The sequence below is a fragment of the Lentzea aerocolonigenes genome (genome assembly GCF_000955955.1).
GTDB classification, from domain to species: domain Bacteria; phylum Actinomycetota; class Actinomycetes; order Mycobacteriales; family Pseudonocardiaceae; genus Lentzea; species Lentzea aerocolonigenes_A.
The window spans coordinates 1-15,170 of record NZ_JYJG01000255.1 but is presented as its reverse complement, the minus strand read 5'-3'; the positions used below and the strand labels follow the sequence as shown (position 1 = coordinate 15,170).

General features: G+C 67.2%; 13 protein-coding genes. 12 read left to right on the top strand and 1 reads right to left on the bottom strand.

Annotated features, from left to right (window positions below):
- The 4 genes from UK23_RS30160 to UK23_RS30145 form a co-directional block, all read left to right on the top strand.
- The coding region (locus UK23_RS30160) for a carbohydrate ABC transporter permease (protein WP_231114742.1) at positions 1-914 on the top strand (914 nt) is incomplete at its 5' end.
- The gene (locus UK23_RS30155; RefSeq protein WP_045315069.1) at positions 911-1,732 is read left to right on the top strand and encodes a carbohydrate ABC transporter permease; all 822 of its coding nucleotides are present in this window, start codon (positions 911-913) and stop codon (positions 1,730-1,732) included. The genes UK23_RS30160 and UK23_RS30155, both read left to right, overlap by 4 nt.
- Positions 1,732-2,715: an ABC transporter ATP-binding protein gene (locus UK23_RS30150; RefSeq protein WP_045315068.1), complete on the top strand. Its 984-nt coding sequence runs from the start codon at positions 1,732-1,734 to the stop codon at positions 2,713-2,715. The genes UK23_RS30155 and UK23_RS30150 overlap by 1 nt, the downstream gene beginning before the upstream one ends.
- 4 nt (positions 2,716-2,719) lie before the next feature.
- On the top strand, positions 2,720-3,412 hold the full coding sequence (locus UK23_RS30145; RefSeq protein WP_045315067.1) for a phytanoyl-CoA dioxygenase family protein: 693 nt from the start codon (positions 2,720-2,722) through the stop codon (positions 3,410-3,412).
- On the opposite strand, the gene UK23_RS30140 is transcribed toward UK23_RS30145, so the two are convergent.
- A complete protein-coding gene (locus tag UK23_RS30140) occupies positions 3,388-4,521 on the bottom strand; it encodes a mandelate racemase/muconate lactonizing enzyme family protein (protein ID WP_045315066.1) in 1,134 nt (377 codons plus the stop codon). The genes UK23_RS30145 and UK23_RS30140 overlap by 25 nt on opposite strands.
- Positions 4,522-4,595: 74 nt before the next feature.
- Between UK23_RS30140 and UK23_RS30135 the strand changes: the two genes are divergently transcribed.
- The 8 genes from UK23_RS30135 to UK23_RS30100 all read left to right on the top strand — a co-directional run bounded on the left by UK23_RS30135 (position 4,596) and on the right by UK23_RS30100 (position 15,128).
- Positions 4,596-5,417 (top strand): ABC transporter permease, encoded by an 822-nt coding sequence (locus tag UK23_RS30135; protein ID WP_231114741.1) that lies wholly within the window; start codon positions 4,596-4,598, stop codon positions 5,415-5,417.
- Entirely contained in the window at positions 5,414-6,415 is a 1,002-nt protein-coding gene (locus UK23_RS30130) for an ABC transporter substrate-binding protein (RefSeq protein ID WP_045315064.1), read from the top strand. Before UK23_RS30135 ends, UK23_RS30130 begins: the two co-directional genes overlap by 4 nt.
- On the top strand, positions 6,412-7,203 hold the full coding sequence (locus UK23_RS30125; RefSeq protein ID WP_045315063.1) for an ABC transporter ATP-binding protein: 792 nt from the start codon (positions 6,412-6,414) through the stop codon (positions 7,201-7,203). The genes UK23_RS30130 and UK23_RS30125 overlap by 4 nt, the downstream gene beginning before the upstream one ends.
- Positions 7,204-7,207: 4 nt before the next feature.
- The gene (locus UK23_RS30120) at positions 7,208-8,965 is read left to right on the top strand and encodes a toll/interleukin-1 receptor domain-containing protein (RefSeq protein ID WP_045315062.1); all 1,758 of its coding nucleotides are present in this window, start codon (positions 7,208-7,210) and stop codon (positions 8,963-8,965) included.
- Positions 8,966-9,067: 102 nt separating this feature from the next.
- Positions 9,068-11,095: a PQQ-dependent sugar dehydrogenase gene (locus UK23_RS30115; protein ID WP_045315061.1), complete on the top strand. Its 2,028-nt coding sequence runs from the start codon at positions 9,068-9,070 to the stop codon at positions 11,093-11,095.
- Positions 11,095-12,033 carry a LamG-like jellyroll fold domain-containing protein gene (locus UK23_RS30110; RefSeq protein ID WP_052685189.1) on the top strand — a complete coding sequence of 313 codons (939 nt, stop codon included), beginning with the start codon at positions 11,095-11,097 and terminating at the stop codon, positions 12,031-12,033. The genes UK23_RS30115 and UK23_RS30110 overlap by 1 nt, the downstream gene beginning before the upstream one ends.
- A 162-nt stretch (positions 12,034-12,195) precedes the next feature.
- Positions 12,196-14,199, top strand: coding sequence for a PQQ-dependent sugar dehydrogenase (locus tag UK23_RS30105; RefSeq protein WP_045315071.1), 2,004 nt, complete (start codon positions 12,196-12,198; stop codon positions 14,197-14,199).
- Complete coding sequence (locus UK23_RS30100) at positions 14,199-15,128, top strand: LamG-like jellyroll fold domain-containing protein (RefSeq protein ID WP_045315059.1); 930 nt, start codon at positions 14,199-14,201, stop codon at positions 15,126-15,128. Before UK23_RS30105 ends, UK23_RS30100 begins: the two co-directional genes overlap by 1 nt.
- The last annotated feature ends 42 nt before the right edge of the window (positions 15,129-15,170 follow it).

Below are 15,170 nucleotides of genomic sequence, written 5' to 3'. Positions count from 1 at the left end.
ACTCGGAGTTGGTGGTACTTGCAGACCCCCCAACAGCAGGCGGCGCGATGGATAGCTCGGGGCTCGGCGTCCGGCGTGCCGTTGCCTTCGTCGCCCCCGCACTGGCGCTCATCGGGCTCTTCCTCGTGTTCCCCGCGCTCTGGACGCTGTACATCGGCATCACGAACTACCAGCTCACCGGGCCCGCGGCGGCCAGCCCGCAGGTCGTCGGGCTGGACAACGTCGTCGAGGCGGTGCGCGACCCGCTGTTCACCAACTCGCTGTGGCTGACGGCGTTGTTCGTGCTGTTCTCGGCGGTGATCGGGCAGAACCTGCTCGGCTTCGCGCTGGCGTGGCTGCTGCGGTCGGTCAGCCCGTGGTTGCGGCGCACGACCGAGGGCCTGGTGCTGCTGTCGTGGATTCTGCCGAGCACGGTCGTGGCATTCCTGTGGTTCGCGGTGCTGAGCCGCGACACCGGCACGCTGGGGCTGCTGCTCGGCTCGCCGGAGACGTCGTGGCTGGTGCAGTACCCGATGACCAGCCTGATCATCTTCAACATCTGGCGCGGCACGGCGTTCTCGATGCTGCTCTACACGTCTGCGCTGGCCGCGGTGCCGCCGTCGCAGCTGGAGACCGCGCGGCTGGTGGGGGCGTCGGGCTGGCAGACCGTGCGGGACGTCGTGTTCCCGCACATCCGCGGGCACGTGCTGACCAACACCCTGCTGATCAGCCTGTGGACGGCCAACGACTTCACGCCGTTCCTGCTGACATCCGGCGGGCCGAACCACCAGTCCGAGGTGCTACCGGTGCTGATCTACCGGCAGGCGCTGGAGGGTGGGCAGCTCGGCTACGCGTCGGCGATGTCGATGCTGCTGCTGGTCGGCAACCTGGTGATCGCACTGGTGTACCTGAGGTTGCTGCGGAGGCGGGCATGAGTCCTCTGTGGATCGTGCGCAGGATCGGCTTCTACGTGCTGATCACGGTGGTGCTGGCGTTCTTCGCGGTGCCGATGCTGTGGCTGGCCTCCGCGCCGTTCGACTCGAAGCCCGGGCTTGGTCTGCGCTGGCCGGACTGGACCTTCTCGAACGTCTCCGCGACCTTCGCCCACCCGTACACGTTGTCGTCGCTGGTGAACTCGTTGATCCTGTGCGCGATCGCGACTGTCGTGACGACGGTGCTGGCGGCCTTGGCGGCTTATGCGTTGTCACGGGTGCGGATGCCCGGCAGGGATCTGTTGCTGTACTTGCTGTTGCTGCTTTCGAGCGTGGTGACCGGCACGGCCGCGATGGTGCCGATCTTCGTGATGATGCTGCAGCTCGGCCTGATCAACTCGCAGTTCGGCACGGCGCTGGTGATCGCGGGCGGCATGCTCCCGGCCGCCATCTTCATCCTCAAGGACTTCATGGACGCCGTGCCGCGGTCGTACGAGGAGTCGGCGCGGGTGTTCGGTGCCTCGCCGCGGCAGGTGCTGAGCCACGTCGTGCTGCCGGTCGCGCGGCCCGGTGTCGCGACGATCTTCGTGTGGGCGTTCGTCAACGCCTGGGGCAACTTCCTGCTGCCGTTCCTGCTGTTGCGCGACGTCGGCCAGCAGCCGGCGGCGGTGCTGCTGCGCACCCTGTACGACGAGGGCGGCAGCGCCAACCTGACGGTGATCCCGGTGTTCTCGCTGCTGTACTCGATCCCGGTGGTCGTGCTGTACCTGTTCGTGAGCAAGCGGTACGGGTTCCGATTCCACGGAGGCATCAAGAGCTGATGGCGGCCATCACTGTGGAGGGTCTGTCCACCGTCTACCCCAACGGGGTGCGGGCGGTGGACGCGCTGGACCTCTCGATCTCCGACGGCGAACTGTTCGCCCTGCTCGGCCCGTCGGGCTGCGGCAAAACCACGCTGCTGCGCACGATCGCCGGTTTGGAAGGCGCCTCCGGGGGAGCGGTCTCGATCGGCTCGCGTGACGTCACGCGGTTGCAGCCCGGTGATCGCCGGGTCGCGATGGTCTTCCAGGACTACGCGTTGTTCCCGCACATGACGGTCGCCGAGAACATCGCCTATCCGTTGCGGGTGCGGGGCGCCGCGAAGTCGGTGCAGCAGGAGACGGCTGTCAGGACCGCGGGCGGGCTGTCGCTGGGTGCACTGCTGGATCGGCGGCCCGGTCAGCTTTCCGGTGGTCAGCAGCAACGGGCGGCTCTCGCTCGTGCGGTCGCGGCCTCGGCCGAGGTGCTGCTCCTGGATGAGCCGCTGTCCAATTTGGACGCCCGGCTGCGGTTGGAAGCGCGGACGTTCCTCAAGAAGCTGCAACGCGAACTTGCTTTGACGACCGTGTTCGTGACGCACGACCAGGCCGAGGCGCTGGCGTTGGCCGACCGGATCGCGGTGATGGACGCGGGCCGGATCCGCCAGCTCGGCACGCCGCGCGAGGTCTTCCAACGGCCGGCGGACACGTTCGTCGCGAACTTCATCGGCTCGACGCCCATGAACCTGGTGCCGCGCGACTCCCAGATCATCGGCGTCCGCCCGGAGTACCTGGCGCCTGCTGCCGAGGGGTTGTTCACCGGTTCGGTGTCCATTGTGGAGAACCTCGGTGTCACGTCGCTGGTGACGCTGGACTGCGGCGAGGACCAGATCGGCTACATCGTGCCGGAGGACGCCGAGCCGGCGATCGGCACCACTGTGACCGTGGACGCCCCTGCCGCCCGCGTTCTGCGCTACGACAAGGAGACCGGCCTACTCGTGAGGTGACGCGATGTTCCAGACCGACGGCTACGAGACGCACTCCAGCGTGCTCGCCCCGGCCAAGTTCGAGGCCCTGGCGGCACATTTCGAGGCCAAGCTGGCAGCCTTGCCGGAAGGCCAGCGCCCCGAGCACATGGACGTGCCGCACCTGACCGACCCGGCGCTGTTCGAGTGGCTGCTGGACCCGGACGTGCTGGACCTCGTCGAGTCGCTGATCGGCCCGGACATCGCGCTCTTCTCGTCCCACTTCATCTGCAAGCCCGCCGGGGACGGCAAACCCGTGCCCTGGCACCAGGACGCACACTTCTGGCGCGACACCATCTCGCCGGCGGGCGACGCGATCACCGTCTGGCTCGCCATCGACCCCAGCACGGTGGAAAACGGCTGCCTGCGCGTGATCCCGGGCAGCCACCTCGCGCCTGCCGAGCACGTGCGCAACGCGGACTCGTTCTTCAACCAGGAGACCTCGGTCGACGAGTCGAAAGCGGTCGACGTGGAGCTGGAACGCGGCGCGTGCAGCATCCACTCGGCGATGCTGGTGCACGGCAGCCCGCCGAACCGCAGCACGTCGCGGCGCTGCGGCTACACCATGCGGTACATGCCCACGACCGTCCGCTTCCTCAAGACCGGCGAGCGCGGGATCTACCTCGCTCGCGGCCGTGACCACGCAGGCAACACCTACAGCTCGATCGACAGCTCCTGAACGACCTTCTCGTCCACCTCGATGCCGAGGCCCGGCCCGTCCGGCACCTGAGCCATGCCGTTCTTGACCGTGATCCCGCCGGCGTACGGCGAGGAGATGAACTGGCGTCCGTTGAGGTCCGCCGGCCCGCTGATTCCGTGCGCGGCGAACAGGTGCAGCGACGCGGCCAGCCCCACGTCGGAATCCGTGAGCCCGGAACCGAGAAGCCTCACCCCGCAGTCCTCCGCTAGCTGACACAAGCGTCGTGACAGCATGAGGCCGCCCGACCGCTGCACCTTGGCAACCGCGACATCGATGGCGTCCAGCTTCACGAACGTCGCCAGATCACTGGGATGGCGCAGGCTCTCGTCCAGTGCGACCGGCAGGGGAGAGGCGGCGCGCAACCGTCGTTGCCCGGCGACATCGTTGGCGGGCAACGGTTGTTCGAACGCGAACACGTCGAACTCCTCGAGCTTCCTGGCAGTCCGCAAGGCCTGATCGACCGTGTAGGCCTGGTTCGCGTCCACCCACAACGGAGCCTCAGGCGCGCACTCGCGGACCGCGCGGACGACGTCGAGGTCGGTGCGCTCGTCGTGCAGCCCGATCTTGACCTTGAACGCCTGGTAGCCCTCGCTGAACCCTTCCTCGACACACGAAGCCACCTCGGCGGGCGTCTGGCCGGACACGATCCACGCCAGCTGGATCTCCTCGCACCGCCGTTGCCCCCACAACGCACCGAGTGGCACCCCGAGTGCGCGCCCGACCAGGTCGTGCAACGCGACGTCCACGGCGGACTTGGCGATCGGCGCGCCGATCGAGAAGCCGCGGTTGATCGTCCGGTCGAACACGCGGCTGACCCCGTCCAGCTGCCACACCGGCTGCCCGATGATCGCTGGCGCCAGGTAGCGGGAAATCGTCGTGAAGATCGATTCAGCCGTCTCGTACGTCCACGCCGGAGTCGGGGTCGCCTCGCCCCATCCGTGCACCCCGCCGCCGCTGACCTTGACCAGCACCCGAATGCTCGGATGTCCTGCGACGGCGATGCTGCCACCTGATACGCCGAACGACCGGATCGTGGGCAGCGCCACGGCGTAGACGTCCACTTTCTCAATGGTCTGGTCCAGCTGCATCGATCCTCCTCCTTGACCGGTCAGTTGGACCGGACATAGCGTACGGGAAAGCGCTTTCCGACCTAGGGAGCTTCGTGAAACCGGTTTCGGGGGACCGCTGGCGCGGCGTTGCCGAGCGATCGTGGCGTCCGGCCGCGCTGCTCGCCGCCTGCCTCGTGATCTGGCACCTCATCACCGTCACCGGCCTGGTCGAGGCCTATCTCGTGCCGTCACCGGGCAAGACCTTCGACCTGCTGGTCGACAAGTGGTCCTACCTCTGGGGTCACACCTGGGTGACCACGTACGAGACTATTCTCGGATTCGTCGTCGCGGGCGTCCTCGGCGTCCTGATGGCCGTCGCGATGGTCTACTCGAGGACCATCGAGAGCACCGCGTACCCCGTGCTGCTGTTCGCGCAGGTCATCCCCAAGATCGCCATCGCGCCGCTGTTCGTGGTGTGGCTCGGCTTCGGCTTCGAGCCCAAGGTCGTCGTGGCCGTGCTGATGGCGTTCTTCCCGGTCGTGATCTCCACGGTGACCGGTCTCAAGTCGGTCGACGCCGAGATGCTCGAGCTCGCGGCCACGATGGGCGGCGGACCGGTCAAGACGTTCGCGAAGATCCGCTTCCCGGCCGCGCTGCCGCACCTGTTCGCAGGCCTCAAGGTCGCCATCACGCTCGCGGTCACCGGCGCCGTGGTCGGCGAGTTCGTCGGCTCCAACGAAGGCCTCGGGTACGTGATCCTGCAGGCCAACGGCAACATGGACACCCCGATGCTGTTCGCAGGCCTGATCGTCATCTCCGTGGTCGGCATCCTCCTCTTCCTCCTGCTCGAACTCGCCGAACAGCTGATGCTGCCGTGGCACTCCAGCAGGCGTGGCGCCGCCGTCACAACACTTCTAGCGAAGGGTGGGTCATGAAGAAGCTGCTCGCAGGCTTACTTCCCGCGATGGTGCTGATCGCCGCCTGCGGTGGTGGCGGCAACTCGGCGCAACCCGATGAGGCCAAAGAGGTCACGCTGACGCTCAACTGGTACCCGTACGGCGAGCACGCGCCGTTCTACTACGGGCTCAAGCAGGGCATCTACGAGAAGCACGGCATCAAGCTGAAGATCCAGGCAGGCCAAGGATCGGGCAAGACGGTGCAGGCGACGGGTGCGGGGCAGACGGACTTCGGCTGGGCCGACACGTCCTCGCTCGCCACCGCGGTCGAGACGGGCGTGCCGGTGAAGAGCATCGGCGTGTTCCTGCAGACGACGCCCGCCTCCGTGCAGTTCTTCTCCGAGAAGAACATCAAGAAGCCGGAGGACCTCAAGGGCAAGTCCGTCGCGACGACCGCGGGTGACGCGCTGACCAAGACGTTCCCCGCTTTCCTCAAGCAGAACGGCATGCAGGAGTCCGACGTCTCGATCCAGAACATCGACCCCTCGGGCAAGATGGCCGCGGTCATCTCCGGCCGTACGGACGTGTTGCTGGGCTTCGCGTCCGACCAGGGGCCGACGATCAAGGAGAAGGCCGGCAAGGACGTCGGCTACCTGCGGTTCTCCGAGTTCGGGTTGAACTACTTCAGCAACGGGCTGCTGACGAGCAAGTCCATGCTGCAGAAGGATCCCGAGCTCGTGAAGAAGATGGTGGCGGCCACCCAGGAGGCGTGGACGGCCGCGGAGAAGGCACCGGACGCCGCGGCCGAGTCGATGAAGGGCGCCGCCGAGCAGCTGCCGTCGCCGACGGTCGTGCTGGAGCAGTTCAAGACGACTTTGACCTTGCTGCACACCGATGCCACGAAGGGCAAGGCGCCGGGCGTCAACTCCGCGGACGACTGGAAGAAGACCATCGACACGTTCCAGAAGACCGGCATCATCAAGCAGGCCTCCGAGCCCGGTGCGTACTGGGAAGAAAGCGTTGCCCCGAAGGGATGACCGGAACCTTGAACGCCACTGCCGCGGTCGAGATCGACAACGTCGCCGTGCGCTTCCACTCGAAGCGCACGGAGGTCACCGCGATCGAGCAGGTCTCGCTCGACGTCGCGCCCGGCGAGTTCGTGTCCATCGTCGGGCCGTCCGGGTGTGGCAAGTCGACGCTGCTGAAGCTGGTTTCCGGGCTGCTGAAGCCAAGCGCGGGCTCGGTGACGTTGCTGGGCGAGCAGGTGCGCGGGCCCCGGCACGACATCGGGTTCGTGTTCCAGCGGGCGGCGTTGCTCGAGTGGCGTTCGGCGCGGAAGAACATCCTGCTGCAGGCCGAGATGCGCGGCATGAACTCGGCCGAGGCGGGCAAGCGTGCCGACGAGCTCATTGAAATGACCGGACTCTCGGGGTTCGAGAACGCCCTGCCGCACGAGCTGTCCGGTGGCATGCAGCAGCGCGTGGCGTTGTGCCGCGCGCTGCTGCATCAGCCGCGCGTGCTGCTGATGGACGAACCGTTCGGCGCGCTCGACGCGTTGACGCGTGAGCAGATGAACGTCGAGCTGCACCGCGTGTGGCGGGAGACCGGCACGACGGTGTTGCTGGTGACTCACTCGATCGCGGAGTCGGTGTACCTGGCGAACCGGGTGATCGTGCTGACGCAACGGCCCGCGGTGGTCAAGGAGGTCATCGAGGTCGACCTGCCCGACGAACGCGACTACTCCGCGACGATGGCCCGTCCGGAGTTCGCGACGGCGACCGCGCACATTCGGGACCTGCTGGGGGCGGTAACAGGGCACGATTGATCGGGTGCGGATCTTCGTCAGCTACTCGCGCCGCGACTTCCACGCGGCCGAGGCGCTGACGTCGGTTCTCACCGGCACGGGTGCGCAGGTCTGGTTCGACGTCGAGCAGCTGCGCCCGCGCACCGACTGGGAGACCTCGATCAACACCGCGATCGACCGGGCCGATGCCGTCGTGGTGGTGGCCTCACCTGCCGCGATGGCCTCGAAATGGGTCACGGGGGAGTGGCGGCGCGCGCTCTCCCAGGGCAAACCGGTGCACGTGGCGTTGGTCCACGACACCGCACTGCCGCCGGAGCTCACCTCGCGGTACGACCTGCGCGGCCGGTTCTTCGCGGAAGCCCAGCGCCTGGCGGAAGGGGTCGAACCGCGCGGGAAACGCCGGTTCCCCCTCTCGCCGCAGCTGGGCCTGTTGTGGTTGTCGCTGGTGTTCTGCACGTTGGTGCTGGCGCTCGGTGCGACGCTGGGCTGGGCGATCAGCCAGGTGTACGTGCCGGTGCACGCCGGGATGGCCAGGCTGGCCTTCGCGCTGGCGCTGACGAACGCCCTGAGCGCGGCGGGGCTGGTCGCCCTCATGATCCGGCTGGCCAGGCGGAAGATCTCGCCCTGGTCGTTGCGGGAGGGATTCTCCGCGACGCTGTTCGCGCTGGTGTTCGCGTTGATCGAAACCCTGATCGCGGGCAGCCCGAAGTGGCCTTATCTCGTCGCCGGGGCGGTCGCGCTGGCATGCCGGGTGCTGGTCTCGCGTTCGCGGACAGTGCACCTGGAGATGCCGACCGGCAAGGGCGACGACCGCATCCGCGGGCGCCTCAAGGGGTTGCGGCTGGGCAGGCGCCGCCGTCAGTTCGGCAGGCTCTGGGACACCTATCACCCGAGGTTCGTCGCGTTGCGGGAGCTGACTCCCGGTGTCGGCGCGGCGGCGAGCTACTGGGTGTGGTGCCACGAGGACGACATGCCGATCGCGCAGCTGATCGCCCGCACCTGTGACAGCGCCGGGTTCGCCCAGGACCAGACCGAGCCGGGACTGGCGTTCATCGTGGTCAGCAACCGCACGACCGCCCAGTTCATCCGCAGCGCACACGAGGTGTTCGGTGACCGCGCGGTGTTCGTGCTGGCGACGAGCGTGCGGCTGGAGGAGGACGACGCCGAGCTGCGCCGCCACCAGTGGCTCGACTTCCGCGAGCAGGAACCGGAGGGGCTGTACGAGCTGCTGCGCACGGTGGTCTCCGCGCAGCCCGCCGAACGCGGCGTCGTCACCGTGCCGATGAACGTCGACAGGTTCCGCGCGCCCCAGTACATCACCGGCTACCTGCTGTTCTCCCGGCTGCTGCTCGGCTTGACCATCGCCCCGGTGCTCGGCCTCGCCGTCGCCAGGAGCCCTCTCACCGCTCTCCCTCTCGCGATCGTGACCGGCTTGCTCGCGCTGGTCGTGGTCAACCTGGTGCGGCGGACGGCCACCCGCTCGCTGACCGCCGGTGGGTGGGCGGTGCGAACGGTCCTGGCGGCGCTGCTGTTCATCGCGTGGGCGTTCATGGCGCCGCTGATCCCGCACATACCGCCGGTCAACCGCCTCTTCGTGCTCTTCTTCGGACTCTTGGGGTTCTTCGGCCGGATGAAGATCCTCACGGGACTGTGGCTGCCGCCGGAACGCAAGCAGGAGGTCGTGCTGGCGTCGGCGCCGGTGCAGCCGTCCGTGTACTCGTTCGCGATCCCGATGGGCGCACTGGTGCTCGCGGCGGGCTACTACTTCGCCGCAAGCGCGTGACTGGGCATGACAGCCCCCTTGTGAGGCCCATCACCCGTGGGTAAAGTCTGGCAAGCCGCCGCGTGGTAAGCGCTTTCCAGAGCCGACCCACGAGGTGGTGCGATGTCCGGACGGTCGCTCACAGTCATTGCCGCGCTTGCTCTGACCGCGGCTTCTCTGGTCCCACAAGCCGCTGCTCAGGCCGGTCCCGTCGCCGATCCGCTGCCCACGCCCGCACCGTCCGGCATCGGCGTGAAGCTGCAGGAGATCGCGCGGCTGCCGCAGTCGTCGACCACGCCCGCCGCCGGGGACAGCAGGTTGAAGCAGTACAACAGGATCAACTACCTCGGCGAGATCCCGGACGGCTCCGGGCGGTTCTTCGTGCCGGACATGAACGGCAAGCTGTACACGCTCGGGCGTGACGGCAGCGGGCAGCGCACGTACCTCGACGTCCGCGCCACGATCGGCTCGACGTTCCACAACCACCAGGGCCTCGGCAGCGGGTTCGGGTTCGTCGCCTTCCACCCGCAGTTCGCCACGAACGGCAAGTTCTACACCGCGCACACCGAGGCCAAGGACGCGCTGAAGAACCGCAAGCCGGACCTGCCGTCGTCGTCGAACGCGGTGGTGCACGGCGTGATCACCGAGTGGACGGCCACTGATCCCAAGGCCGCCACGTTCTCGGGCACGCGGCGTGAGCTGCTGCGCATCGGGTTCGAGATGTACCTGCACGGGTTCCAGCAGATCGGCTTCGGCCCGGACGGCCTGCTGTACCTGGCGACCGGTGACGGTGGCATCGGCTACCGCTCGGACGTGCCGCAGGACGTGAAGGTGCCTCAGGGCAAGATCCTGCGCATCGATCCGGCCGGATCCGGCAGCGGCAACAAGAAGTACGGGATTCCGCCGTCGAACCCGTTCCTGGGCAAGCCCGGTGCGCTGGCCGAGCTGTACGCGATCGGCATGCGCGACCCGTACCGGTTCAGCTGGGACACCGGTGGCACGCACAAGATGTTCCTGGGGCACATCGGCGAGAAGGTCGTCGAGTCGGTCTACGAGGTCAAGCCCGGCGCGAACCTCGGCTGGGGGCAACGGGAAGGCCATCTGACCTACCGCCGCAACGATCCCAACTGCCAGCTCTACCCGTTGCCCGCCGACGACGCGAAGTTCGGCTACACCTATCCGGTCGCGGGCTTCGACCACAACCGGCCGAACGGTGGTTGCGGGGACAGCGGAAACGCGTTGATCGGCGGCTTCGTCTACCGCGGCACGGCGATTCCTTCCTTGCAGGGCAAGTACATCTACGGCGAGGGCGTGAAGGGGCTGCTGTACTTCGCCGACGAGAAGGACATGCGGGCCGGTGCGCCGATCGCGAAGACGTTCGAGCTCGCGGTGTACGACTCGGCCGGCAAGCGCACGACGTTGAAGACGTTGACCGGCAAGAGTCGCGTGGACCTGCGGTTCGGCACGGACGCGGCCGGCGAGCTCTACGTGCTGGCCAAGGCGAACGGCAGGATCTGGAAGGTCACCGGGACGATCCAGACGCAGGAAGCCTGCGATCCGGGCAGTGATGTCGTCAGCGGCGTGACCGCTGCCCGCGACTGGAAGCCTGTCACGCCTTCGCGTTGGCGCTTCCCCGGCACCGAAGTGGTGTTGTCCAAAGCCGGTTCGGTCCGGCCTGGTCCGCGACGCCCCAACGAGTACGCGGTAGTCACCAAGGGGCCGGCGTTCGGCAACGTGACGATCGACGCCCAGGTACGGCTGGACACGCCTGTCTCGCAGAAGGATCGCGATGTGGTGATCGTGTTCGGGTACCAGTCGGACACGCGGTTCTACTACGCGCATCTGTCGTCCGACAACAAGATCTACCCGCACAACGGGATCTTCCTGGTCGACAACGCCGACCGGCTGCGCATCGACGACCAGTGGAACGGCTCGGTCGGCGCGCCGCCCGCCGTGACGGACATGAAGTGGCACAAGGTCCGCATCACGCACTGCACCGACACCGGGGTGATCGCGGTGTACGTGGACGGCTCCTCGCAGCCGTTGATGACCGCGACCAACACGGTTTTGAAGTCGGGGCGGGTCGGGTTCGGTTCGTTCGACAACATCGGTCGCGTCGCCGACCTCAGGATCAGCGGGAAGGGCCAATGATGAGGAAAGCTCTGCCGGGACTTCTCCTGGTGCTCGCGTGCGCGGCGCCGGCACAGGCCGAACCGCCCTCGGAGGTGTTCCCCGGCATCGCGTCCGCTCTCGTCGACCACTACGACTTCGAGCACCCGCTGGCCAGTGACCCGAAGAAGGAGGACGACCAGGGCCGGGCCGACTCGCGCACGCCGATCTCGTTGGTCAACGGCGGTGCGGCGATGCGCACGGCCGACGGCGCGTTCCCGGGCTCGAAGACGTCGTTGCAGCTCAAGCAGGTGCAGCCGAACAAGAAGAGCAACGACGACTGGAAGGCCGGCCTCTACAGCACTTCCGGTGTCGCGTCGATGAAGGCGTTCAGCAAGGCCCGTGGCATCTCGATCATGACCTGGGTGAAGGTCACCGGCGAGGCACCCGCGCGGAACTCGAACTCCTCCGGTACCGGCGATTTCTACGGCGCCATCGGGTTCGCGGGAATTCTGTCCGGTGACTCCGACGGGCATGCGGCGCGGGCGTTGCTGGAGGCCGAGAACCACGACGGCGGGATGAAGCTGATCGCACTGGGACGGCGGATCGACGGCGGCGACAAGCAGTTCTGGGTGTCCAAGGCCGACCTCAGGACGCTGCTGCCGCAGGGGAAGTGGGTGTTCCTGGCCGGGACGTTCGACTTCGACAACGGCACCGTGGGGTTGTATCTCGACGGCAAGCCGGTCGACGGCGCGTACGCGGTCAAGGGCGACCCGTGGAAGGTCATCGGAGCACCTGAGCCGGATGTGACGTCGGCGGCGAACCCGCGTGGAATCAAGATCGGCGGCAGTCACCCGGCGAACAACAAGGAAACCAATGCCTGCAACTGTCGTCTGGACGGACTCATGTTCCTGGATCGCGCGCTGACCGCCGACGAAGTGCGCGGACAGTACGACTGGGTCACCAAAGGTCGGAGGTGAGGGGTTGTAACCACCTTGTCAGCTAGGTAGATTCCGAGGGCCGCTGCATCTGGAAAGCGCTTTCCGCTGCCGTGCTGCCACGGCCTGGCCCACAGGGTGGTGGGGATGTACAGACGGTTATCTCGGTTGGCTGTCACGACATTCGTGCTCTCAGCGTTGTTCATGCCCATCGCATCGGCTCAGTCGGATGCTCCGATCGCCGACCCGTTGCCCACGCCAGGAGCGTCGGGCATCGGCCTGGAGCTGACCGAGGTCGCGCAGCTGCCGGAGTCGAAACCGGTTCCGCCGCCGACCGACGCGCGCCTGCGCCGCTACAACAGGATCAACTACCTCGGCGAGGTGCCCGACGGTTCCGGGCGGCTCTTCGTGCCGGACATGAACGGCAAGCTCTACCTGCTCGACCACGGCGTCCAGCACGTGTTCCTGGACCTGGGTGCCGTGGTGGGCCCCGACTTCCACAACCACAAGGGACTGGGCAGCGGTTTCGGGTTCGCCGCGTTCCACCCGAACTTCAAGCGCAACGGCAAGTTCTACACCGTGCACACCGAGACCGGTTCCGCGCTGACCTCGAAGAAGCCCGACCTGCCGTCACCCGCGGACATGCAGGTGCACGGCGTGATCACCGAGTGGACGGCGTCCGATCCGCGAGCTTCGGTCTTCTCCGGCACGCACCGCGAGATCCTGCGCGTCGGGTACGCGTCGTTCATCCACGGGTTCCAGGAGATCGGCTTCAACCCGAACGCGCACTGGTGGGACGAGGACCACAACCTGCTCTACGTGGCGTCGGGGGACGGCGGAATCGGTCTCACAACCACGGTGCCGCAGGACCTGGGGCTGCCGCAGGGCAAGATCCTGCGCATCGACCCGGCCGGTCGCAACGGCGTGAACGGCCAGTACGGCATTCCGCGCTCGAACCCGTTCGTCGCTCGCACGGGCGCTCTGGGTGAGATCTACGCGTACGGCATGCGTGATCCGTACCGCTTCAGCTGGGACTCCGGCGGCTCGCACAAGATGTTCCTCGGCCACATCGGCGAGAAGGCCGTCGACTCGGTGTACGAGGTCCGCAAGGGCGCCAACCTGGGGTGGAGCGAGCGAGAGGGCTTCTGGGCGTACAAGAAGAACGACCCGTCCTGTGGTGTGTTCCCGCTGCCCCCCGACGACGAGAAGTACGGCTACACCTATCCCGTGACCGCGTTCGACCACAACCGGCTCGCCTCGTCGCGGCCGTGCGCGGACAGCGGCAACGCGTTGATGGGCGGCTTCGTCTACCGCGGCTCGAAGATCCCTGCGTTGCGCGGCAAGTACATCTACGGCGAGGGCGTGAAGGGCCTCATCTACTACGCCGAGGAACGCGAGATGCGGACCGGCAAACCGATGGCCACGACCCGCGAGATGATGGTCTACGTCAACGGTCAGCTGACCACTCTGAAGGCCCTGGTCAACGATCCGAACCGAGTGGATCTGCGTTTCGGCCGGGACGCCGCCGGTGAGCTTTACGTGCTGGCCAAGGCGAACGGCAAGATCTGGAAGGTGACGGGTGCACGCACCTTCGCCTCCTGCCGCACCGGTCATGATTTCGTGGCGGGCGCCACCGGTTCGCGTTCGTGGGAGCCCGTGACGCCCGCGTTGTGGCAGTTCCCCGGCCGTGAAGTCGTGCTGGCCCAACCAGGTGTGGCACGTCCTGGTCCCAGGCGTCCCTTCGAGTACGCCGTGCTGAAGAAGGGCCCGGCGTTCGGCTCGGTGCAGATCGACGCGTCCGTGCGGCTCGACACGCCGGTGTCCGAGTCCAACCGGGACGTGATCATCGTGTTCGGCTACAAGTCGGACACCGAGTTCTACTACGCACATCTCTCGTCCGACAACACGATCTACCCGCACAACGGCATCTTCGTCGTGAACAACGCCGACCGCCTGCGCCTGGACCATCAATGGGACGCCGCACGTTCCGTCGGCGCCGCGCCGGCGGTGAAGGACACGGCGTGGCATCGCGTGCGGGTCAGACATTGTGCTGACACCGGCGAGATCGCCGTGTACCTGGACGGCTCGCCGTACCCGTTGATGACCGCGGTGGACAAGACGTTTGCTTCCGGACGCGTCGGTTTCGGCTCGTTCGACAACATCGGCAGGCTGCGCGATCTGCGCGTGCAGGGCAAGGGAGTGCGGTGATGAGACGACTGCTCGTTCTCGGTGTGGCCGCGGTGTTTCTCGTGGGCCTGGCCGCACCCGCACAGGCCACGTTCGGCACGGTCCTGCCGACGTTGTCCCGCAACCTGGTGTCGTACTACGACTTCGAACACCCGGTGCGCGGGAACAAGGCCTTGGAACAGGACAGCGGCCGCTCGGGCACGTCGTTGCAGCTGATCAACGGCGGCGGCGACATGCGGGTGCGGGACGGCGCGTTCTGGCGCAGCCGCAACTCGTTGCAGCTCAAGCAGGTCAACCCGACGGTCGCCGGCAACGACGACTGGAAGGCGGGCCTGTACAGCGAAACCGGCGTGCCATCGCTGCGCGCCTTCAACGGCACGCGCGAGGCGTCGATCATGGGCTGGGTGAAGATGACGGGCCAGAACCCGGCCCCGAACTCGAACTCGGCCAACCCCGCCGACTTCTACGGCGCGATCGGTCTCGCGGGCGTGCTCACCGGCGACTCCAACGGCCACACCGTGCGTGCTTTGCTGGAACTCATCCAGGTCGACGGTCAGCTGAAGCTCGTCGCCCTGGCCCGTCGGATCGACGGCGGCGAATCCCAAACGTTCGCGGCTGCTGAGGACTGGCAGAAGCTGTTGCCGCAGAACGAATGGGTGTTCCTCGCGGCGACGTTCGACTTCGACACCGGCGCGATGGTCCTGTACCGCAACGGAAAGCCCGTCGACGGCAAGTACGTCGTCGCGGGCGATCCGTGGAAGCTGGAGGGCGCACCGGAGCCCGACCTGGCCACGGCCACCGACCCGCGCGGCATCAAGATCGGCGGCAGCTACCCGCAGAACAACCGCGAGGGCAACGCCTGCAACTGCCGGATGGACAGCCTGATGTTCCTCGACCGCGTCGCGAAGCCGTGGGAGGTGCACCTGCAGTACCACTGGATGAAGGGCTAGTGGCCCGGAACGTTGGTGGGTGATTCACGCTCAGTGGGACGG